Consider the following 22,733-nt stretch of genomic DNA (forward strand, 5'->3'; position numbering starts at 1 on the left):
TTTACATTGTATAATTTTATCTGCATGTAAAAAAAGAGAACTTGGCTATAAAATTTCTCAAGAAAAATATCATCTGTAATTATGGAGTCCAGACGGGAGTTTATTAAAAAGTCATTATTATTATCGGGAGCTGCGGGGCTTTACACCATGCTCCCTGCATCGGTACAGCGCGCCTTCGCCATTGACCCAAAGGCAGGCAGCACCTTTTTAGATGCGGAGCATATTGTAATCCTGATGCAGGAAAACAGGTCATTTGACCATTGTTTTGGCACATTGCAAGGCGTGAGGGGCTTTAATGATCCGCGGGCGATAAACCTGCCAGATAAAAAACCAGTATGGATGCAAACCAATGCGGTAGGCGAAACTTATGCGCCATTCCGTTTAAATATTAAAGATTCAAAAGTTACCTGGATAGGTTCATTGCCACATTCGAGGGCGAGCCAGGTTGATGCATATAATAACGGTAAGTATGACCAGTGGCTGCAGGCAAAACCATCGGGCAATAAAAAGTACGCCGGTATGCCGCTTACTCTTGGTCACTATACCCGCGAAGATCTGCCCTTTCATTACGCCATGGCCGATGCCTTTACCGTTTGCGATCAAAGCTTTTGTTCGGCCATGACCAGTACAACGCCTAACAGGGCTTTTTTCTGGACAGGAAAAACCAGTTATGAGCTTGATGGCCTTACAAAAGTAAATATCCGCAATGACGACTTTGATCATGCAAAATTACCCTGGAAAACATTTCCGGAATTATTGGAAGACAATGACATTTTCTGGAAGTTTTACCAGAATGAACTGGATTGTGCCGGCGGGTTTAAAGGTGAAGAAAGATCATGGCTCTCCAATTTTGGCTGTAATAACTTAGAGTTCTATGCGGCATACAATGTTAAATTTACGCCCCGGTACATAGAAAGTCTGCATCATCAGCTAAATACACTTCCGGCTCAGATCAGCAGCCTGAAAGAATCAGCTTCATCAGGCGACGAAAAAGTGCAAGCGAGCATAAAAGCTAAGCAAGCTGTATTGGATAAGGCAAACTATGAACTGAAAAAGTACAGTAAGGAAGCATTTGATAAATTATCTCCAAGAGAAAAAAGTTTATACAATCGGGCTTTTGTAATTAATTCTGGCGATGCTGATTACCGGAGTGTTACTACGCTTAGTTATGACGATGGGGGGACAAAACGCGATGTAACAGTACCTAAAGGCGATGTACTGCACCAGTTTAGAGAAGATGTTAATACAGGCAAATTACCTGCGGTTTCATGGCTTGCGGGCCCTCAGAATTTTTCAGACCACCCAAGCGCCCCCTGGTATGGTGCATGGTACGTTTCTGAAATTTTGGATATATTGACCAAAAATCCCGAAGTATGGAAAAAAACTATTTTCATCAGCACCTATGATGAAAATGACGGCTATTTTGACCATGTTCGACCATTTTCCATCCCTGATGAAGAAATACCGGGAACCGGCAAAGTATCAAAAGGTATAACTACCGAAGTGGAACATGTAAGGTTGGCAAATGAACTTAAACAGGGAGTTCCTAAAAAGGCGGCACGTGAGGCGCCTATAGGACTTGGTTTCAGGGTGCCAACAGTTATTGCATCGCCATGGAGCAGAGGAGGGAAGGTTTGTTCTGAACTGTTTGACCACACCTCAACTATACAATTCCTCGAAACCTTCTTCAATCAAAAATTAAAGAAAAATATAAAGAACGAAAATATCAGCCAATGGCGACGGACGATATGTGGTGACCTTACCTCGGTATTTAGCCCTTTCGATGACAATAAACCAGACAAGATCGACTTCCTGAACCGCGATAATTTTGTGGAGACAATTTATAATGCGAAATTTAAAGAAGACCCTGCGGGTTTCAAACAGATATCAGATGCTGACGTAGCCAATTTTGCTAAAAACCCACTTGCAGGCGATATTGTTCCATTGCAGGAAAAGGGTATCCGCCCATCGTGCGCTTTACCTTATGAACTTTATTCACATGGGGCTTTAAGCGCCGATAAAAAGAGCTTTGAACTAAAACTTGAGGCAGGTAGTAAAGTTTTTGGCAGCCGCTCTGCAGGTTCACCTTTTACCGTTAGCGCGCCAGGTAAGTTTCATGATACAGCGGAGGAGAATAGTGCAGCCGACGTGTGTCGTAACTGGTCATTTGCAGTAGCTGTTGGCGATACGCTGACCTATAACTGGCCGGTTAAAGCTTTTGAAGGCGACAAATATCATTTGAAGGTGAATGGGCCAAATGGCTTTTACCGCGAATTTGCCGGTACCGCTAATGACCCGCTGTTGAACATCCATGCGGAGTACGAACGCGGGCAGGATGGGAAATTAACGGGAAATGTAGCGTTAAAAATTGCTAATTCCAGTCCGTCAAAAAGCTACGCTGTGACCATTAAAGATACGGGATATCATAAAAATGATGTTAAAAAGCAAATAAGTGCAGGCGGAACACAAATTATATCTCTTGATCTGAAACAGCATCATGGGTGGTATGATTTCAGCGTGAGCGTAGATGGTGCAGATCATTTTGAGCAGCGATATGCGGGCCGGGTTGAAACCGGAGCAGAAAGCTTTACAGACCCGCTTATGGGTGGAATTGTATAAATCCAATAACTGCAACGGTAAAACGGGGATGGCGCTCAAACGCTATCCCCGTTTTTACTTTAAGCTATTGATTGAAAAGTGTTTATTCTGGTCTCGCAAGCTTCAATTAAAACTTTTATATAAAAATATTGTAATCTATCTGTGTATTTAACCTTATGCAGATAGTATGACCCCAAACCAAAAACATCCAACCGAAAGCGAAACGCAAAAAGAACTCACATACATACAAAAGGTATGGCATACGGTTGCCATAGTAGCTTTATTGGTAGTAGTTATCCTGATAGCGCGCGTTGCCTTTAATGTGTTGTTGATGGTATTGGCTGGCATCCTGATATCCGTTTACTTTCATGGTTTTGGCGATTTGATACAGCGCCGGACAAAATGGCCACGGCGGACTTGTATGCTTATTTCTGTTGGTGGGTCCTTTGTAATACTGGGGGTTTTGTTTTGGTTTATGGGTACAAAAATATCAAACCAGATAGCTATATTGAGCGATACGCTCCCTCATACAATCAGCACCGCCAAACTCAAAATGTCCGAAACGCCTTTAGGCAAAAAAGCGCTTGAATATTTATCAGATGATAATTCTGACGAGTTATTTGCCACCGCCAGGAAGTTTTTTAGTACCAGTTTTGGCGTTCTGGGCGATTTGTATATTATCATGTTCCTGGCTATTTTTTTTACCACAAGCCCCAATTTATATAAAGACGGCATTATAAAATTGATTCCCGGCGATAAAAGGGAACTGGCCCATTGCGTTATTGACCGTATAAGTGTTACGCTCAAAGGATGGTTAAAAAGCATGATGCTCTCCATGGTGCTGGTATTTATTTTACTTACCGTTGGCTTAAGCATTATGAGCATACCTGTGGCGCTCGTACTGGCCTTATTTACGGGTTTGCTGAAACTCATTCCCAACTTTGGTTCGGCAGCTGCAATGGTGCCTGGTGTACTGCTGGCACTTACTATAAGCACAAATACGGCTATAATAGTGGCCCTTATTTATATTGTAACCCAAACCATTGTAAGCTATATCGTAACGCCGCTTATACAAAAGAAAATGATCGATCTGCCACCTGCCCTCACCATATTGGCACAGGTATTAATGGGTACCTTATCGGGTGTTTTGGGCGTTGTGTTGGCCGTACCACTATTGGCTATTATCATGATATTAGTTGATGAATTGTATGTGAAAAAGATTGATAAGGTAGTTTGAGAATGTGTAAAATTCTTTAATATCTTAGGGTAGCAGAAATAGTTTATCAATCAAATGGATCAAATAAAAGTTGGCGTAGGAGTTATCATATGGAACGATAACAAGGTATTGTTAGGCAAACGACTTGGGGCACACGGCCACGCCGAATGGTCATTCCCCGGCGGCCATGTAGAGTTTGGCGAAACACCTGAATACGCTGCCATACGCGAAGTTGAAGAAGAAACCGCCTTACTTGTGGGGAAATTAAATAAGTTTCATTTTACAAGTGATGTGTTTGATAGTGGCAGGCATTATATCACCTTGTTTTTTGTAGCCGAATCCTGGAGCGGAGAGGTAATAAATATGGAACCTGAAAAATGCGCAGAATGGAACTGGTTTACCCCTGAAAACTTACCCCAGCCATTGTTTAAACCTATTATAACTCTGTTAAAAGAGGTCAGGTTAGCAAAACGTTAAAATCTGTTTAACATACGTCAGTAAAGTGTAATGAATAAAACTTAATAGGCATATCGGGAAAATCCGATGTATATTTGCTTTATGAATCACCTGGAAATTTTTAAAGCGCTTTCTAATCCCACTCGTTTACAAATACTCAGCTGGCTTAAAACCCCCGAGAAGTATTTCCCTGATCAACTGGAGCCATTCTCCACAGGCATTTGTGTTGGCCAGATTCAAAGAAAGAGCGGTATGACACAATCTACCATTTCCGAAAATCTGTCGGTCATGCAGCGTGCAGGCTTAGTTACATCTATCCGTAAAGGTCAGTGGACATACTATAAACGTAACGAAGAAATATTTACAAAACTGAGTTTATCAGTAGCGTCTGAAATTTAATATAACACAACATGAGCGACACAATACAACAGCAGTCCGTAGCTGAGTTTTCACCGATAGAAAAGGTTCTTCATTTCTGGAACAACGTTTGGAGCCATCCTTATAATTTAAACCTGATTGATGAGTTGATGGTTGAGGATTTTATGATCACAACCGGAGGGGTAGAGATCAAAGGTCGTGAGCAGTTTAAGCAATGGGTAGCCGCGTTTCAGAGTACAGTACATGAAGGTAATTTAGAGAACCTGGACATTTTTGAAAGTAAGGATGGATCTAAGGTAGTATCAAGGTGGAGATTTACCGGCTTTCATAATGGAATGTTCGGATTAGAACCCAACCGTCAGCCTATAAACCTTACCGGGACTTCTATATGGGAAATTCGCGATGGTAAACTGGCGCATAACCGGGTGGAAAGAAGCGCCTGGGAAGTATATCAGGAACTGATAAAAGAAAATTTAAATAGATAATAATATCGGAATTTTACGATATATCGATATGGTGAAATGCAAATAAATTATATAAACATGAAATACAGAATATTAGGAAATACAAATGAAAAGCTGTCTGCAATAGGCTTGGGCTGTATGAGCATGAGTTCTGCTTATGGTACACCAGATGATAAAGAATCAATAGCTGCTTTAGAACTTGCTATTGATCTGGGAATCAATTTTTGGGATACTGCCGATGTGTATGGTAACGGAGTAAACGAGGAACTTTTGGCTCCGCTTTTAAAATCACAGCGTGATAAAATATTCATAGCTACTAAATTCGGCTTTAAATCAAACCCTGGAGAAAAGGGGATACAATTTGATGCGTCGCCGGCTTACATTAAAATAGCGGTTGAAAAAAGTTTAAAAAGATTAGGCGTAGATGAGATCGATCTCTATTACGCGCACCGTATTGACCCCAATGTACCGGTTGAAGAAACCGTTGGCGCTATGGCCGAACTGGTAAAAGAAGGTAAGGTGCGTTATCTTGGCCTTTCCGAGGCTTCGACTACATCAATAAAAAAAGCACACGCCGTGCACCCCATAAGCGCCCTGCAAAGTGAATACTCTGTACTTACCCGCGATGTGGAACAAAATGTTTTGCCGCTTACCAAAGAATTGGGCATTTCTTTTGTCCCGTTTAGTCCGCTGGCAAGAGGACTAATGACCAACACACTGGATGTAAGTACGCTTGCAGACGGTGATTTCCGGAAGGCGCTACCCCGTTACCAACAGGAATACCAGGACAATAATATCAGACTGGCACAAGGTTTCGCGGAAATTGCTGCGGGTAAAAATAGTACAGCGGCCCAGTTGGCATTAGCCTGGGTTTTGGCACAGGGTGATCATATTATCCCGATTCCCGGCACCAAGAAAAGAAAATACCTTGAACAAAATGCCGCTGCCGTTGATTTGGAACTAAATACATCAGATATGGCAGCAATTGAGGCCCTGCTGGCGAAATACCCTAATACCGGCCCCCGATATAATGATGATCTGAATAAGCTGGTAGATAAAGATTAAATGATAAAGAATTTTCCAATAATTAAGGCCACCCTTTCAAGGGTGGCCTTAATTATTGGTCATCTCAAATTCTGTGATTGAAGAGGCCTGAATACCTGAAATTACTACCTTTACCTAATGACATTTGCTTTTAAAGATCTGCCGGAAATTGATTTAACTAAATTAAACGCTATTGCCAAACAGGCTGGTGCTGAAATATTGACCGTCTATAACTTGTCATCCGAAAACATGAAGGTGACCCAGAAGGAAGATCAGTCGCCGCTTACGGTTGCAGATAGTTTGTCGCATGATGTTATTTTTAAAAGCCTGAGTGCCTTAACACCGCATATCCCCATCATTTCTGAAGAAGGGAAGGATATTCCTTACGGTACCCGTAAAAACTGGGAGTATTTCTGGTGCGTTGACCCATTGGATGGTACCAAAGAATTTATTAAGCACAATGGCGAGTTTACCGTCAACATCGCACTTATTTATAAAAATACGCCTGTCCTGGGTATCATATACGTCCCCGTTACCGGCGAATTATACTATGGAGGGATAAACATCGGAAGCTGGAAAGAAACTCCCGATGGCGTAATAAAACAATTACATGCCGAGGTAAATAGCGTTAACTGGACAGCCGTAGGCAGCCGGTCGCATGCCTCGCCAGAAGAAACAGCGATACTAAGCCAATACCCGGTAACGGAAACCATAACTGCCGGCAGCTCGCTCAAATTTTGTTTGATAGCCGAAGGTAAAGCCCACATTTATTATCGACATGGCCCAACCATGGAGTGGGATACCGCAGCAGGGCAAGCTATAGCAGTTTTTAGTGGCGCAACCATGACCACGCCTGATGGTGAATCTTTTATGTATAATAAAGTTTCCCTGCTCAACGGGGGCTTTTTGTGCAAGGTGAAATAATTTCACACATGCTATCGCCATTTAAGATTAACTGGTTTTTAAGTATTTGAGATTTTAACAAACGTTTGCGTAGTATTATTTATTAAGCAGGCGTGAGTTAATTGTTAATTTCAAGAAAACTTTTAACCAGACGACTATAAATGGATGGGGCAGCACCAGTTAGTATAACTTCATGTCAAACAACACAGGTAAACCTCAGATACCTGTTTTTTACCTTCCTTAAAATAGGGTGCGTAAGTTTTGGTGGTTATATGGCCCTGGTTGTACTGGTACAAAAAATCATGGTTGACAAGGATGAGGTTCTTGATAACGACGTAATATTAGATAGTGTTACCGTTGCAAGCCTGTTGCCTGGTCCTCTGGCCGTAAACATTGTGGCCTACATTGGTTATCACCTTAAAGGCAAAGCAGGCGCTTTAATTAGTATGCTGGGTGTTTTGTTGCCGGCCTGCACGCTCATGCTTTTATTATCATGGCTGTATTTTTCATATTCTTATAGAATAGAATGGGCGCTTATTATGCAGTATGTTGCGGCAACAGTGAGCGCCATCATACTCTCTGCAGGGCTGCAATTATTCAAAAAGGAAATCTCAAAAAACTATGTAAAGGCATTGTTGTGCGTATGTACCATAGTAATTGTTTCGTTGATAAATAGTTACCTCGTTACCATTTTGCTCATTCTGGTTGGAGCAATAGCCGGACTTTTTATAGGCGACGGTAAGCAAAAGGGCGTATCAAAGTTTAATATTTTTAAATCAAAGCTCAGATTTAACGTCAATACAACATCGGTATTAATTAGCCTGCTGTTAATTAACGAAGGCTTGTTTATAAGCGGGATATTTAAAAACCTGAATAATGTATTGTTAAAAATAGGTGTAGTTTTCTCCGGTATCAGTATTTCGTTATTTGGAGGTGGTTATGTGATGATACCCATTATGCAGTCCTTATTTGTGAATGAGCTGCATTGGCTTAGCGCACAGGAGTTTATTGACACCATTGCTTTTAGCCAGGCTACGCCGGGGCCAATTTTGGTAAGCTCTACCTTTATTGGTTATAAACTGGCAGGAGTTTTTGGAGCCATACTGGCAACAATAGCCATGTTCGCACCATCAGCTATTTTAATGATTGTGGTTTCTAAACTCTTTAAAAAGAACAAAAATCACGCTGTTGTTAAAGCTATGATAGGCGGAATTAAAGTGGTAGTGATAGGGCTTATTATATCCTCAGCATTCAAGATCCTGTTGCAGCAGCACATTACCTGGGTATTCGGCATCATAGCCGTGGTATCATTAATATTAAGCTTTAAATATAAAGTTAACCCGGTTTATTTAATCATAGCATCCATAACGCTTGGCGTAATCACAAAACTGTATTTAATATGAAAAATCCACAGGGCATTCAAATTATCGGTACACAACGGTCGGGCTCTAATTTATTACGAGTGATATTGGATCAGTCTGAAGCTATAGCGTCGCCGCACCCGCCGCATATACTGGTTACTTTTGTGCCTTTATTGAAGTTTTATGGCCCGTTGGATGATTATGCCTACAAAATATTGATAAATGATGTGGCTGACTACGTAGAAGCCAACCCCGTACCCTGGGATGGTGTCAGGATTAACAAAGACTGGATATTTGAAAACTCAAGGGTACACAGCATTTATGAAATAAACAGGTTAATTTATGAGCAGGCAGCTATAGCTAAGGGCGCAAAATATTGGTGCTGCAAAAGCATGGCAAACGTGCATTATGCCGATGACCTGGAAAGCTATAATCCCGGGTTAAAATACATTTACCTGTATCGTGATGGCAGGGATGTGGCCGTATCATTCAAAAAAGCTATCGTTGGCGAGAAGCATATTTACCACCTGGCCCAGCAGTGGGCATATGATCAGGCAGCTTGTATAAAATTAGCGGAACGCATAGGAGAGGAGCGTTTCTTCGCCCTTAATTATGAAACCCTGATAACACAACCCGAAATGCTAATCAGGAAGCTGTGTAAGTTTCTGGAAATTGATTACGACGATAACATGCTGAGTTTCTATAATTCAAACGAATCAAAAGCTACTGCCGCTGCCGGCGAAATGTGGCAGAACCTGGAAAAACCCATCATGAACAATAACAAGGGCAAGTTTCATAAGGAGCTAACTCCTGCCGAAATAGAAATATTTGAACTGGTTAGTTATGATGTTTTGCAAAAGCTTAATTATCCGGTGTTTACCTCGTTAACCAATACGCAATTTATCTCTCCCGATGCTATTGAAGCATATGGTTCCGATAACGAAATGCTTAAAAAACAAACACTGAACAACGCCCGGCAGTCTGATCTTGACCGCAGGGAATTACAGCTACAAATAGTGCGCGATATTAAAAGCAAAGTTTTAGAGAATACCGTTCTTTAAACGTCATTTTTTAATCTGTTATCAAACGTTTGCGTTAAGGTATGTCACTTTTAGCTATATAAAGCAGGTATCTTTCATTGTGGCTAAGGTGCCTTATTCAAACAATTAAGAGATAATGATAAAGTTTAAACAGATTAATTTTTGGCTTTTTACAATTGCCATGATGCCATTGCTGGCTGGTGCTCAACCAAAGCCAGCTTATAACGAACTTCAGGTATTTGACCATTCGTTTTTTACCTATAATGGTAACGACCTGCGAAGCGCAAACGGCGCCCCCGGGCCCAAATACTGGCAAAACAAAGCCAATTATCTTATACATGCCTCGCTGATTGAAAAAGACACTTTAATAAAAGGCGATGTTAGCATTGGCTATACCAATAACAGTCCCGACACACTTAATTATCTGTGGCTGCAGCTTGATCAAAACTTGTTCCGGGCAGATTCACGGGGTGCTGCCACCACGCCAGTTGGCGGCGATCGTTTTGATGTAAAGGGATATCATAAAGGCGGATACCAAATTGAATCGGTTTCGGTTACTTATATGGGTAAAAACTACCTGGTTAAACCTGTTATTAACGATACGCGCATGCAGGTTCGTTTGCCTTTTGCTATCAAACCTCATGGTGACCAGATTACAGTTAAGGTAAATTACAATTTTAACATACCTAACTATGGTGCAGATCGTATGGGGAAACTCTCTGTTAAAGATGGTATGATATACCAGCTGGCCCAATGGTACCCGCGTATGTGTGTTTATGATGATGTAAATGGCTGGGATACTTTACCTTATATCGGTACCGGTGAATTTTACTGTGAATATGGCAATTACGATTATTATATTACCGTACCTGCAGGTATGATAGTTGCAGCATCAGGCGATCTGCAAAACCCGCGGCAGGTTTTAACGGCTGTGCAAAATAAACGCCTCGCTATGGCTGCTCAGAGCGACAGCTCAGTAAACATTATAAAAGAGGCCGAAGTGGGCTTACCCGGCTCAAGACCCACTCAATCAGGTACATTAACCTGGCATTATAAAATGCGTAATACGCGCGATATATCCTGGTCGGCTTCACAGGCATTTATATGGGACGCGGCACGTGTTAACCTGCCATCGGGTAAAAAGGGAATGGCCAGCGCCGTATACCCGGTTGAAAGTAAGGGGAACGAGCGGTATGGTCGTGCTGCCCAGTACTTAAAACATAGTATTGAGTTTTATTCTAAAAATTATTTTGAATATCCCTGGCATTCGGCTTTTGTGGTTGCGGGCGTAGCATTGGGTATGGAATATCCTGGTATTGTGTTCTGTAGTTATAAAATAAAAGGCGATGACCTGTGGCATGATGTTACGCACGAAATGGGCCACAACTGGTTCCCGATGATTGTAGGCAGTAACGAAAGGCGCTTTATGTGGATGGATGAAGGCATGAACACTTTTATCAATGGTTATGCTTCCAACTGGTTTAACCACGGCGAATACGCCGATACCAGCAGCGCCGCCGTAAGGATGACCCGCAGCCTGCTGAAAGAAAGAGATCCATTGATGACCGCTCCCGAGGTAATGGTTGACGGAGGCCAGTATTACTATAAAACCGCACTGGCTTTAAATATACTGAGGAATGTTGTTTTGGGTGCAGACAGGTTTGACTATGCATTCAACATGTATATCAAACGATGGGCCTATAAACATCCTTTGCCTGCCGATTTTTTCCGTACTATGAATGACGCTGCCGGCGAAGATCTGAATTGGTTCTGGAAAGAATGGTTTTATACCACCTGGAAGCTTGACCAGGCGGTTACCGGTGTAAAATACGTAAAAAACGACCCGGCCGCAGGTGCATTTATCACCATTGAAAACTTAGGAGAAATGGCGCTGCCTGTTAGCGTAAAAATCACCGAGCAGAATGGAGCTACACAGCAAATAAAACTCCCGGTTGAGGTTTGGCAGCGCGGTGCAAAATGGACTTTTAAATGTAATTCTACATCCAAACTTACGGCTGTTATTATTGATCCTGACAGGCAACTGCCTGATATTGATCGTGGTAATAATGTCTTTAAAGTGTCTGAATAACAAGATGTTCTGCTAAATTTGAATTAAGGGCGTTTTCAGTGGACTTTAACGTGAATAAAAAAGGCTTACTCTCACAAAAAGGATTGGTTGTTTGGCTGTTCGGTTTATCCGGATCGGGTAAAACAACCATATCCTCATTGTTACAGGAAAAATTGCAGGAAGAGGGCTTTTTTGTCATGTCGCTTGATGGGGATGTGCTGCGGGCCGGTATTAACAGCGATCTTTCGTTTACAGAAATAGACCGTGAAGAAAACATCAGGCGGGCAGCCGAAATTGCGAAGATCATGCTGCAGAATGATATTGTTACCATTTGCTCCTTTATAACCCCGCTCAAAAAGCACAGGGCTCAGGCGGCAAATATTATTGGTGAATGTTACCTGGAAGTTTTTGTTGACTGCCCTATTAGTGTATGCGAGTCGAGAGATGTTAAAGGTTTGTATAAAAAAGCGCAATCCAGGCAAATAACAAATTTTACAGGTATCAGCTCAGGTTTTGAAGCTCCTGTTCATCCCCAGCTCACCATTCATACCGATATCGAATCACCGGAAGAAAGCATGGAAAAGGTTTACCGGTACATAATCTCTTTTATAAAGGCTTAAGTACCACTAAATTCACCCAGATTGTTTGTACTTACATCCAGGTGAATTACTTCATCAATTGCTCTATCTTCATCCCTCCAAAATCAAAAAAATTACACTGTTTTGTTAAAACAGGCAACTTTAGGCTTATAGTTTCAGAATTATAATCTCCCGAAGGCTTAAAGTCGCTCATTTGCACCCCCATCTCGCGAAAAAAGCATTGTGCTTTGCCGTTTATCAAACGTTTGCGTTGCTTAAGTTTTTGTAAAACAAACGTTTGCGTTGTGTTTGCTGGCCTGCAGTTTTGCTTTGCTTAAGCCTTATATCTAATTTCCAATATCCAAAATCATTATAAAACAAACCAAACTAATTGATTAATTAATACTAACACCAACAATGTATGATTAAAGTTTACACACAAACCGGTCCGGGTTTCAGCGGGCGTATTTTTTCAAAAGGAGGCAGGTTCTGCAACGCCTTTTTTAAAATAACATGCTGTTTCCTGCTGATACTATTACCCATATGGGCAAGTGCTCAAACGGTAATAAATGGTACCGTAAAAGATAGCAAAGGCGAAGCTGCCATTGGCGCTACGGTAACTGAAAAAGGAATTAAAAACAGTTCTGTTACCGATATAAACGGCAAGTTTAAGCTTACACTTAAAGGTAAGTCGGGTGTATTGGTGGTAACCTATGTAGGGTATAAAACCCAGGAGGTTGCCATCGGCGGCTCATCTGAAATAGCAATCATCTTACAGGAAGATTTGAATAAGCTGAATGAGGTAGTGGTAGTAGGTTATGGTTCTGTGAAAAAAAGCGACCTCACCGGTTCAGTAAGCTCGGTTAAAAGTGATGACCTGATATTGGGTGGTACTACTTCAAATCTGGGCCAGGCCATACAGGGTAAGGCGGCAGGTGTTCAGGTGCAGCAATCGAGTTTTGCACCGGGTGGAGCTATTTCTATTACGGTAAGGGGCGGTAACTCTATAAATACCAGCAATTCGCCCTTGTATGTTGTTGATGGCTTTATCACCGACAACGGCAACCTGATCAGTCCTAATGATATTGACGATATTCAAATATTAAAAGACGCATCGGCAACGGCTATATATGGTTCACGCGGCGCCAATGGTGTAATTTTGATCACCACTAAAAAAGGTAAGATCGGAAAGGTATCTATTGATGCGGATGTGTCAAACGGTACACAGTATTTAACTTATAAACCCAGTTTATTAACTGGTCCCCAGTACACGGCCATTCAAAACGCCACCGCTATCGAAGACGGTAACCCGCCTATTTTTCCGCCCAGTTTTCCGGTTACTAATACCAATTGGTTAAAAGTCGCCACACGTAACGCTACGGTTCAAAACAGGAGCCTAAGTATCAGCAGTGGTGATAAAAATTCAAAAATTTATGTATCTGGCAATTACATAAAACAAGTTGGTGTATTAAAAAACACAGATCTGCAAAGGTACAGTGCAAGGATAGGAGCCGAAAAAACGCTTAATGAGAATATTAAATTAAGCGCTAATTTTTACGGAGCAAGCACAAATCAAAACCAACAGTCGTATTCGGGCGATATTACAGCGCCTTTGTTTAGTCTCTTGACAGCGCTGCCTAATATTCCTGTTTATAACCCCGATGGTACTTACTATACTTACCAGGGCAAAAATAATGCGCTGGCCAATCTTGTGGAGCCAACCAATACCAGCGGTAACAAATTAATCAACGGAAATATAGCCTTGGATTATCAGATCATAAAAAACCTAACCTATCACCTGGGTGCTGGGAGTGAGTATAACCAAACTACCGCAGGCCAATACACGCCAACAACATTAGTAAATGGGGCCAAAAACGGAGGTTTAGCAAGCGAGCAAATGTACACCTCTTTCAGGTGGCTGGTTGAAAACTATTTTACCTACAAATTTGAACTCAAAGACCATGTCTTTACTTTACTGGTAGGTAATTCTAATCAAAAAGATGTTAATGAGTCATTAAACGCCGGTGCAAAAGGTTTTTCAACTGATGCTTTCTTGTTTTATAACTTAAATGCCGGTTCTACCGCATACGCCAGTAATGGTTATAGTGCATACAATAGTTTCAGGGAAGAAACTAAACTTACAGATTACTATGGAAGACTTAATTATTCCTATAAAGATAAAATTTTGGCAACATTTACTTTAAGGGATGATGCTTCATCTAAGTTTGGAGCTAACTTTCGTCATGGTATTTTCCCATCTGGCGCTATAGCATATAAGTTTACTGATGAGGATTTCATTAAAAACCTGAACACCTTTTCTAATTTAAAACTTAGGGTAAGTTATGGTGTAACGGGTAACGACCGTATTCCGAATAACCGATTCCAGACCATATTTGGTATTTATAGCACGGTGCTTAATGATGGTGGACCGCTTCAGGTAGGTATTGAACCTTCATTGCTGCCTAACCCTAACCTGAAATGGGAAAGCACCGCGCAGTTTGATGCAGGTTTGGATATGGGATTCGCCGATGGACGGATAAACGCGACTATTGATATATATAGAAAAAAAACCAACGACCTTTTGCTAAATGTTCCGGTTGGCCAATATTTTGGATTTAACACTCAATTGCTGAATATCGGTTCTGTTGAAAACAAGGGTATAGAATTATCAGTAAGTTCAAATAATATCAGAACAAAGAATTTTTCATGGAATACCAACTTTAACATAGCTTATAACAAACAAAAAACACTGAAATTAGCGGAGAACGTTCCGCAGATAATCACCAATACCGCCAACCCGAGTGGTGTTGTTTCTGGCCAGCCGTTTACAAAGCTGGTACCGGGTGTGGAACTTGGAGAACTTTATGGCTATGTTTACGAGGGTGTTCTAAAAACCGGCGAAACTTATGCCCCGCAGCCAAATTCAAAACCAGGCGATCCTAAATACAAGGATGTGAATGGTGATGGTAAAATTACCCCTGATGATCAAACTTATTTAGGTAATTCAAATCCGCATTATACTGCCGGTTTAGGAAATGATTTTCATTATAAAGGTTTTGACCTGAATATTTTTATCCAGGGAGCGTTTGGGTATTCTCTTTACAATATGAATAGACTGGTACTGGAATCAACAACCGGTGCCGATGCCTTGAACAGGTTTGTGGCCGGCAAAAATGAAAATACGGATATACCCCGCGAAGGTTATTTTTTAACTACTTACGGAAGCTATGTTAATTCAAGATTTGTAGAAAACGCATCGTTCGCTCGTTTAAAATCGGTTTCTCTGGGTTATAGTTTCCCTTCTTCCTTATTCCGTAATATGAAAATTCTTCAGGGGATAAGGATTTATGCTGAAGCTCAGAATTTGCTGACAGTTACCAGTTATAAAGGTACCGATCCGGAAGCTAACGTTCATGCTGCCGCTGTTGATGTAAAAACGCAAAATGTTGGTAGCATCAATAATCTGGCAGGTGGCCTCGATTTTGGTGGTTTCCCGGCTTTCAGGACCATAACATTCGGCATAAAAGCTTCTATTCATTAATAATAACATCCCTTTTTGGGGGGCAACATAAAATTTAAAAGAGATGAAAAAATATTATATCCTTTTGATGACTTTGGCGGTCGCTATACAGTTCTCCTGTAATAAGAACCTTGATACCAAGATTTCGAGCAGCCTTACCAGCAGTAATGCTTTTAAAACCAAGTCGGACGCTATTGCCGCTGTTAACGCTGTTTACGCGCGGTTAAAGGGCCCGGCTGTTGGCGACAACTTTGATTATTGGACAGTTAGGCACTTTGCCCTTACCGATCTTACTACCGATGTTGGCCATTGCAGCTATGGGGGTGACCCCGGCCAGCTTTCATTAGTGCAATGGAACTCAGCTAACGGATTACTTGCAGAAGACTGGAGACAGATTTACAAACTGATAGCCAACGCCAATAATGCCATATTAAATATTTCGCCTATGACTACTATCACGGCGGAGCAAAAAAATCAGTTTCTTTCTGAAATTAAATTTTTACGGGCTTTAGCTTATATGGATCTTACTGACGCATGGGGACCAGTGGTATTACTTACCGAAAAAGATCTTGCTAATCCTAACTATACCGAAAAGCAGCCTGTTACACCAGTTGAGCAAATCGACGCTTTATTAATAGCTGACCTTACAGCTGCCGCAAATACACTTCCGGTTGATTATAATAGCAATGCCATTTATTCAACCAATGATGTTGGTCGGGCTACTAAAGGTTCTGCGCTTACTTTACTGGCCAAACTTTACCTGCGCGAAAAGCAATGGCAAAAAGTGGTTGATTTAACCAAGCAGGTAATGGACTTGAATGTTTACCAGCTTTTCCCAACTTATTCAGGATTATTTGCCGAAAATAATAAATGGTGCTCTGAAAATATTTTCTCGGTATTGAGTGATGCCAACGTTAACGGTACAGAACTATTGAACCACTTCGGTCCCTTGCAACACCCGGTTTTAACCGACAGGTGGCAATATTACGCTGTAACGTGGGATTTTTATAATAGTTATGGCAATGAGGATGACCGTAAAAAAATGTTCTTCCCTTCATATAAAGGGGTTGATGACCTTATTCATCAGCAAGCACCTTCAATAGGGGCCACCCCTCCCGACGGTGTATTTTATATGCCCGATGTTGCTACCATGAAATATGCAGATCCTAATGGAGCCAATACTTATTATGACGGCCATAGTGTTGATATTTTACGTTATGCCGATGTACTGCTAAGTAGGGCCGAAGCGCTGAATGAATTAAGTGGCCCCTCTGCAGAGAGTATTTCCTTAATAAACCAGGTAAAAGCAAGATCTCATGCTAAGCAACTGGTGGCGGGAGCCTATTCGCAATCTACTCTGCGTGATGCGCTGTTACAGGAACGTGGTTGGGAGTTATATTATGAAGGGAAAAGAAGATCGGACCTGATCAGAATGGGTAAATATGCCGAAGTAGTGAACGCCTATCTGAAACGTACCGGCCAAACCCCAACTGTTCAAATGCCGCGCGATCAGTATTTCCCGTATCCTTTAAATCAGGTTACTATCAACCCTAACTTAAACAACGCTGGCAGACAACAGTAACAAAGCCTTTACACTAAGCAAAAGAATATACAGCGATTAAAGGTTGTATATTCTTTTATATTTAAAACAAATGGTACAAAACCCGCACAGTGTTGTAAATAGAAAGATGAGGTGTTTCTTAATATGTTTGGCCGTATTGGTTTTTACAGTTGTTTTTGCGAGCTGTAACAACAGCAACGCCATCAAAGAAATAAAGGTAGGTCTGCATAACAACAATGAGCTGAAAATTCAGGTTGATGTGCTTACCGCTTCACCGGCCGACGTTTATGCCGAATACTGGGAGGATGAAGGTGCCGATACTACTAAACAGGTTTCGCCGGTATCAAAAAACACCGACCGGCACAGGCTTGTGCTTTGTAATATCGCTCCCAAAACAAATTATGCTTATCATATCATCACGGTAACAAATGGGGTTAAAAATATCAGCAAAACCTATACTTTCAGTTCGTATGACCTGCCCATGTTTCTGCAGGATCAGTTTACAGCGAAAAGTGCTTCCGAAAAACATATACCTGCTGAGTTTAAGGATGGCTTAATGCTCATCAATAAACGTTATGCCCCAGGCGTGGCTTACCTGGTTGATTATAAGGGACGAATAAGATGGTATCACATGATTGATGACCTGGGTTTTAAGGTTATCAATTTCACTAAAGACCATACACTGCTCTCTATTTTGGGCCGCAATGATGAGCCTACCAGCTACGGCAGCGAAATACTGGAAATTAATCTTTTAGGCGATACGCTATTGCACTTAAAAAAGGGACAACGTGATTTTAAACAAACCATTCACCACGAAATTTTAAAGAACAAAGAGGGCAACCTGGTAACCCTTTTTGTTGATCAAAAAATCATGGATCTGACCGCCATTGGCGGCAGCAAGCAGGATACAGTAAATGGTGACGGTATCATGATAATGGATAACACAGGCAAACAGCTTTACAAATGGAGCGTGTTTGATGTAATGGATCCGCTAAAAGATCGTAACCTGCTCAAAACAAAAAAAGACTGGATGCATGCCAACAGCTTGAATTACGATAGGGATGGCAATTACCTGATGTCTTTCTACAACAATGGTCAGATCTGGAAGATTGATGCCCACACCGGCAAAGTGATTTACAAGTTTGGTAAGGGGGGAACCATAACCATGCCTGCCGAGTGCAACTTTACCCAGGCACATGCGGCCCACATTAATGCCAATGGCAATTTGATGTTTTTTGATAACGGAGTGGAGAAACACCAGTCGGGCGTATTTGCTATGAAGTTGGATGAACAGCGAAAAGCTTCAAAGATCGATCTGCATATTCAATTGCCTAAAGAAGTATTTAACGGCCGTATGGGTAGCGCTTACATGATCAATGATACAAGTGTGCTGGTATGCTGTTCAAAACGGCATATTATTGTTTTAACAGATCGTAAAGGTGTACTGCTATGGACTATGGAAACATCGGTACCCACTTACCGGGCGGGATTTATAACAAGTAAAGAACTTAGTCCTTATTTGAAACCATGAATAAACGGTATCAATATATAATCTGGTTTATAATGGCTTTCATCCTTGCAGATGTGACGCAACTCACCTCCTGCAATGAAGACCGGGCTGCAGTTTTAAAAACCACAGTAGCTAATGATAACCTGGTTACCGTTGATACCATGAAAATACCGCATGATAAACTTGGCGATGCCGTTCGGTACGGTCGTCAGTTAATGCTGTATACAGCTTACTATATTGGCCCCAATGGAATTAACGGACATTACACCGGCAATAAAATGAATTGTACCAATTGCCACCGTGATGCCGGTACCCGGCCTTACGCCTTTAATCTGGTAACGGTTTTTCGCAATTACCCGCAATACAGAGCTCGGGAGGGAAGGGTACTTTCACTCGCCGAAAGAATAAATAACTGTGTAATGCGCCCGAACTTGGGTAGACCGTTGCCGCTTGACGGCCGTGAGATGATCTCGATTATGGCCTACTTAAAATGGCTCAGCGATTCGGCCAATGTTAATAGTCAAACCAAAGGGTTAAAGAATATGGGAGTGGCTTTTCCTGATACTGCTGCCTCATCTGCCAATGGCGAACGTTTATATGCCATAAATTGCACACGGTGCCATGGCGCTAACGGTGAGGGACAAATGCGGTTTGATGAAGTAACGTATACTTATCCGCCATTGTGGGGAGCAAAAGCCTACCGCCAAGGCTCAAGCATGCATCGTATTGTTAAACTGGCGCAATGGCTGATAGCCAATATGCCCTATGATAAGGTAACTCATTACAAACCATACCTAAGCGATGCCGAAGCGCTTGATATAGCCGCTTTTATCAATGATGACAAAAAGCACCCCCGCCCGTCAAAAGGAATAACCGAAATACAATATCCTCATGCCGAAGAAAAGGCGATTGATTATGATAAAGGGCCTTTTATCGATTCTTTTTCTGAAACACAGCACAAATTTGGCCCATATAAACCAATAGCTCAATATTGGGAAAGTAAGGGCCTTAAACCAACCTATTAATTTATACCACTGAATAATGATTATGAAAAAACAACTCCTTGCTTTTGCCTTCCTGTTACCCGGTGTTGCAGCTTTTGCTCAAAAAATACCTTATACCAACTGTAAAAACTGCTGGGTTGTCGATTCATTAGGAAATCACAGGGTGGTTTTAACATTCAACGGTACAGGTAAAGCGGCCAAGGCTGTTATTCCCTGGCGAAGAAGGGATACCGACCCAGAGAATAAGCGGATCATTATTCAGGATGCTAAAACCAAACAAAAAATAACCAATATTAAACTCGGAACCATAAACCGCGAAAGCGGCGAACTGGTATTTGAACCAACATCGGGTAAAGGCACTTATTATGTGTATTACATGCCTTATAAAAATGAGGGCAGGTCCAACTACCCTAAAGGCGTGTATTTAAAACCGGAGAATTTGGCTTCAGAAACCTGGCTGAACGGATTGGGTGCAAATATCCCGGCGGCATCGGTAAAAGAGTTTCAGTCTATCGATGCTTTCAATAGCTTTTACCCGATGGAGGTCATTGCCACAAAAAGTGAAACCGATGCGCTAACCGGCAAACACAAAGGCGAAAAGTTCATGCTCTTCCCTGAAGACAGGCTGAATTCTATCCGCATGACCAAAGATCTGCCACAACGCTGGATAGAACGTGGTCCGCAAAATAAATACGCGGCAACAGCACAACGCGGTGAAAATTTCTCTTTTCAGCTGGGTGTATATGCCCTGCAAAATCTGGATGATATAAAGATTACTTTCAGCGATCTTAAAACCGCATCAGGCAAAACTATCCCGGCATCGGCCATTTTTTGTATCAATACCGGCGGCACGGCCTATGACGGATCGCCACTTAACAAAACGGTAAATGTGGCGGCCGGTGATATTCAGGCGTTGTGGTGCGGTGTTGATGTGCCTGCAAATGCTGTTCCAGCTATCTATAATGGTAAGGCCTCTATCAGTATAAATGGTAAACCGGCCAAAGAAATTCAGCTGGCTATTACGGTAAATAAAACACTGGCTAAAAATGGCGGTGTTGATGAGCCCTGGAAAATGACCCGTCTCGGATGGCTCAACTCTACCATGGCACAAAAGAATACGGTAATAGCACCCTATACGCCACTACAGGTGAAAAACAATACTATTGATCTATTGGGCCGCAAAGTAGAGGTAAACGCGGATGGTTTCCCTAAACAGATCCAAACATTTTTTACGCCCGAAATGACGGAGGTAACCAGTGAACCTAACAACCTGTTAACCGAAGCCCTGCATTTCCATTTTATAAAGCCCGATGGTAAAAATATTAAGCTAAAAAGCCAGGGCCTGCAATTTACCAAACAGGAGCCCGGTACCGTTCAATGGAAAGCCATAAGCGCCAATGATTCCCTACTAATGGAGGTAAGCGCCTCGCTGGAATTTGATGGCTTTATGGCATATACTGTAAAGATAAAAGCACTGCAGGATATCAGCTTCAAAGACATTACCATGCACATCCCCTTTAAAAGGAATGTGGCAAAATACATGATGGGCCTGGGGCAAAAAGGGGGCTACCGCCCCGAGAATTTTGAATGGAAATGGGATGTAGCTCATAAAAACCAGGACGGCGCCTGGATAGGGAACGTAAATGCCGGTTTGCAATATTCCCTGCGCGACGAGAAATATGTGCGCCCGCTTAACACTAACTTTTATTTGCAAAAACCATTGATCCTGCCATCGTCATGGGGTAATGGCGACAAGGGCGGTATCAAGGTTATTGACGATGGCAAGGCAGTACTTGCCAACAATTACAGCGGCGAAAGAAAGCTAAGCAAAGGCGATGAACTGTATTATAATTTTACCCTGCTCATCACGCCGTTCCATACTATTAACACCGATTTTCAGTGGGCTACCCGGTTCTATCACTCCTACAGACCTATTGATACTATTAAAAAAGCCGGTGCAACGGTAATTAATATCCATCATGCAACGGCTATTAACCCCAATATCAACTATCCCTTCATCGCCTGGAAATCGATGAAAGCTTATGATGATTCGGCACATGCCGCGGGCCTAAAGGTTAAAATATACAATACCATACGTGAGCTGTCAAACCACGCTTATGAAACCTTTGCTTTGAGGAGTTTGGGTCACGAAATTTATTCGTCGGGCAAGGGTGGAGGTTTTAGCTGGTTGCAGGAGCATGTGGGCGACGATTATATTGCGGCCTGGTTTGTGCCTGAAATTAAGGATGCGGCCATTATTAATAGCGGCATGAACCGCTGGCACAACTATTATGTAGAAGGCATGAACTGGCTTACGCAGAACGTTGGTATCGACGGCATTTATCTGGACGATGTTGCGTTTGACCGGGTTACCATGAAACGTGTAAAACGGGTGCTGACCAAAGACGGCCATCCCGGTATTATCGATCTTCATTCGGCTAACCAATACAATAAGAGCGATGGTTTTAACAACAGCGCCAACCTGTACATGGAACACTTTCCGTACCTGAACCGTTTGTGGTTTGGTGAATATTTTGATTACGAAAAAAATAATCCCGATTTCTTCCTGACCGAAGTGAGTGGTGTCCCATTTGGCCTGATGGGCGAAATGCTTCAGGGCGGCGGTAACAAATGGCGCGGTATGGTTTACGGCATGACAAACCGTATGCCTTGGAGTGATGGCGCCGACCCGCGCCCGATTTGGAGAGCCTGGGACGATTTTGGCATGAAGGGCACCAAAATGATTGGCTATTGGGTTGATGACAACCCGGTAAAAACCGACCATGAAAAGGTACTGGCCACCGTTTATAAAAAAGATGGCGCAGCTATGGTTTCTATAGCCAGTTGGGAAGATACAGATACAGAGATCCAGCTAAAGATAGACTGGAAAAAATTGGGTATCGACCCTGCAAAGGCGACTATTACAGCGCCGGAGATCAGGACCTTTCAGCCAGCCAAAACGTTTGGGCTGAATGATAAAATCCCTGTTGAAAAAGCCAAGGGCTGGTTATTGATCATTAGATAAGTTTGAT

Annotated in this window: 16 protein-coding genes; all 16 read left to right on the forward strand. The window is 42.1% G+C overall.

Going from position 1 to position 22,733, the window contains the following annotated elements:
* Positions 1-81 precede the first annotated feature (81 nt).
* The 16 genes from SNE25_RS11105 to SNE25_RS11180 all read left to right on the forward strand — a co-directional run bounded on the left by SNE25_RS11105 (position 82) and on the right by SNE25_RS11180 (position 22,726).
* Complete coding sequence (locus SNE25_RS11105; protein ID WP_321565171.1) at positions 82-2,619, forward strand: phosphocholine-specific phospholipase C; 2,538 nt, start codon at positions 82-84, stop codon at positions 2,617-2,619.
* Positions 2,620-2,785: 166 nt separating this feature from the next.
* The gene (locus SNE25_RS11110) at positions 2,786-3,835 is read left to right on the forward strand and encodes an AI-2E family transporter (RefSeq protein ID WP_321565172.1); all 1,050 of its coding nucleotides are present in this window, start codon (positions 2,786-2,788) and stop codon (positions 3,833-3,835) included.
* 54 nt (positions 3,836-3,889) lie between these two features.
* On the forward strand, positions 3,890-4,291 hold the full coding sequence (locus tag SNE25_RS11115; RefSeq protein ID WP_321565173.1) for a nucleotide triphosphate diphosphatase NUDT15: 402 nt from the start codon (positions 3,890-3,892) through the stop codon (positions 4,289-4,291).
* Between the two features lie 81 nt (positions 4,292-4,372).
* Positions 4,373-4,669, forward strand: coding sequence for an ArsR/SmtB family transcription factor (locus SNE25_RS11120; RefSeq protein ID WP_321565174.1), 297 nt, complete (start codon positions 4,373-4,375; stop codon positions 4,667-4,669).
* An 11-nt stretch (positions 4,670-4,680) separates the two neighbouring features.
* Positions 4,681-5,133, forward strand: coding sequence for an ester cyclase (locus SNE25_RS11125; RefSeq protein WP_321565175.1), 453 nt, complete (start codon positions 4,681-4,683; stop codon positions 5,131-5,133).
* Between the two features lie 57 nt (positions 5,134-5,190).
* The gene (locus SNE25_RS11130) at positions 5,191-6,177 is read left to right on the forward strand and encodes an aldo/keto reductase (RefSeq protein ID WP_321565176.1); all 987 of its coding nucleotides are present in this window, start codon (positions 5,191-5,193) and stop codon (positions 6,175-6,177) included.
* A gap of 117 nt (positions 6,178-6,294) precedes the next feature.
* Complete coding sequence (gene cysQ / locus SNE25_RS11135; protein ID WP_321565177.1) at positions 6,295-7,080, forward strand: 3'(2'),5'-bisphosphate nucleotidase CysQ; 786 nt, start codon at positions 6,295-6,297, stop codon at positions 7,078-7,080.
* A gap of 140 nt (positions 7,081-7,220) precedes the next feature.
* Positions 7,221-8,462, forward strand: coding sequence for a chromate efflux transporter (gene chrA, locus SNE25_RS11140; protein WP_321565178.1), 1,242 nt, complete (start codon positions 7,221-7,223; stop codon positions 8,460-8,462).
* Positions 8,459-9,481 carry a sulfotransferase family protein gene (locus SNE25_RS11145; protein WP_321565179.1) on the forward strand — a complete coding sequence of 341 codons (1,023 nt, stop codon included), beginning with the start codon at positions 8,459-8,461 and terminating at the stop codon, positions 9,479-9,481. The genes chrA and SNE25_RS11145 overlap by 4 nt, the downstream gene beginning before the upstream one ends.
* A 115-nt stretch (positions 9,482-9,596) precedes the next feature.
* Positions 9,597-11,549: a M1 family metallopeptidase gene (locus tag SNE25_RS11150; protein ID WP_321565180.1), complete on the forward strand. Its 1,953-nt coding sequence runs from the start codon at positions 9,597-9,599 to the stop codon at positions 11,547-11,549.
* 50 nt (positions 11,550-11,599) lie between these two features.
* A complete protein-coding gene (gene cysC, locus SNE25_RS11155) occupies positions 11,600-12,148 on the forward strand; it encodes an adenylyl-sulfate kinase (RefSeq protein WP_321565181.1) in 549 nt (182 codons plus the stop codon).
* Between the two features lie 379 nt (positions 12,149-12,527).
* The gene (locus SNE25_RS11160) at positions 12,528-15,647 is read left to right on the forward strand and encodes a SusC/RagA family TonB-linked outer membrane protein (protein WP_321565182.1); all 3,120 of its coding nucleotides are present in this window, start codon (positions 12,528-12,530) and stop codon (positions 15,645-15,647) included.
* A gap of 43 nt (positions 15,648-15,690) precedes the next feature.
* Positions 15,691-17,208: a RagB/SusD family nutrient uptake outer membrane protein gene (locus SNE25_RS11165; protein WP_321565183.1), complete on the forward strand. Its 1,518-nt coding sequence runs from the start codon at positions 15,691-15,693 to the stop codon at positions 17,206-17,208.
* 70 nt (positions 17,209-17,278) lie between these two features.
* Positions 17,279-18,718 carry an aryl-sulfate sulfotransferase gene (locus SNE25_RS11170; protein WP_321565184.1) on the forward strand — a complete coding sequence of 480 codons (1,440 nt, stop codon included), beginning with the start codon at positions 17,279-17,281 and terminating at the stop codon, positions 18,716-18,718.
* A gap of 32 nt (positions 18,719-18,750) precedes the next feature.
* Positions 18,751-19,722, forward strand: a complete 972-nt coding sequence (locus SNE25_RS11175; RefSeq protein ID WP_321565185.1) for a c-type cytochrome — start codon at positions 18,751-18,753, stop codon at positions 19,720-19,722.
* A gap of 22 nt (positions 19,723-19,744) precedes the next feature.
* The gene (locus SNE25_RS11180; RefSeq protein WP_321565186.1) at positions 19,745-22,726 is read left to right on the forward strand and encodes a glycoside hydrolase domain-containing protein; all 2,982 of its coding nucleotides are present in this window, start codon (positions 19,745-19,747) and stop codon (positions 22,724-22,726) included.
* Positions 22,727-22,733: the final 7 nt, after the last annotated feature.

Origin of the sequence: Mucilaginibacter sabulilitoris (assembly GCF_034262375.1) — a bacterium.
GTDB classification, from domain to species: domain Bacteria; phylum Bacteroidota; class Bacteroidia; order Sphingobacteriales; family Sphingobacteriaceae; genus Mucilaginibacter; species Mucilaginibacter sabulilitoris.

Coding starts and splice junctions, on each gene's coding strand:
- SNE25_RS11105 (WP_321565171.1), top strand. CDS start 82: ATGGAGTCCAGACGGGAGTTTATTAAAAAGTCATTATTATTATCGGGA.
- SNE25_RS11110 (WP_321565172.1), top strand. CDS start 2,786: ATGACCCCAAACCAAAAACATCCAACCGAAAGCGAAACGCAAAAAGAA.
- SNE25_RS11115 (WP_321565173.1), top strand. CDS start 3,890: ATGGATCAAATAAAAGTTGGCGTAGGAGTTATCATATGGAACGATAAC.
- SNE25_RS11120 (WP_321565174.1), top strand. CDS start 4,373: ATGAATCACCTGGAAATTTTTAAAGCGCTTTCTAATCCCACTCGTTTA.
- SNE25_RS11125 (WP_321565175.1), top strand. CDS start 4,681: ATGAGCGACACAATACAACAGCAGTCCGTAGCTGAGTTTTCACCGATA.
- SNE25_RS11130 (WP_321565176.1), top strand. CDS start 5,191: ATGAAATACAGAATATTAGGAAATACAAATGAAAAGCTGTCTGCAATA.
- cysQ (WP_321565177.1), top strand. CDS start 6,295: ATGACATTTGCTTTTAAAGATCTGCCGGAAATTGATTTAACTAAATTA.
- chrA (WP_321565178.1), top strand. CDS start 7,221: ATGGATGGGGCAGCACCAGTTAGTATAACTTCATGTCAAACAACACAG.
- SNE25_RS11145 (WP_321565179.1), top strand. CDS start 8,459: ATGAAAAATCCACAGGGCATTCAAATTATCGGTACACAACGGTCGGGC.
- SNE25_RS11150 (WP_321565180.1), top strand. CDS start 9,597: ATGATAAAGTTTAAACAGATTAATTTTTGGCTTTTTACAATTGCCATG.
- SNE25_RS11160 (WP_321565182.1), top strand. CDS start 12,528: ATGATTAAAGTTTACACACAAACCGGTCCGGGTTTCAGCGGGCGTATT.
- SNE25_RS11165 (WP_321565183.1), top strand. CDS start 15,691: ATGAAAAAATATTATATCCTTTTGATGACTTTGGCGGTCGCTATACAG.
- SNE25_RS11170 (WP_321565184.1), top strand. CDS start 17,279: ATGGTACAAAACCCGCACAGTGTTGTAAATAGAAAGATGAGGTGTTTC.
- SNE25_RS11175 (WP_321565185.1), top strand. CDS start 18,751: ATGGCTTTCATCCTTGCAGATGTGACGCAACTCACCTCCTGCAATGAA.
- SNE25_RS11180 (WP_321565186.1), top strand. CDS start 19,745: ATGAAAAAACAACTCCTTGCTTTTGCCTTCCTGTTACCCGGTGTTGCA.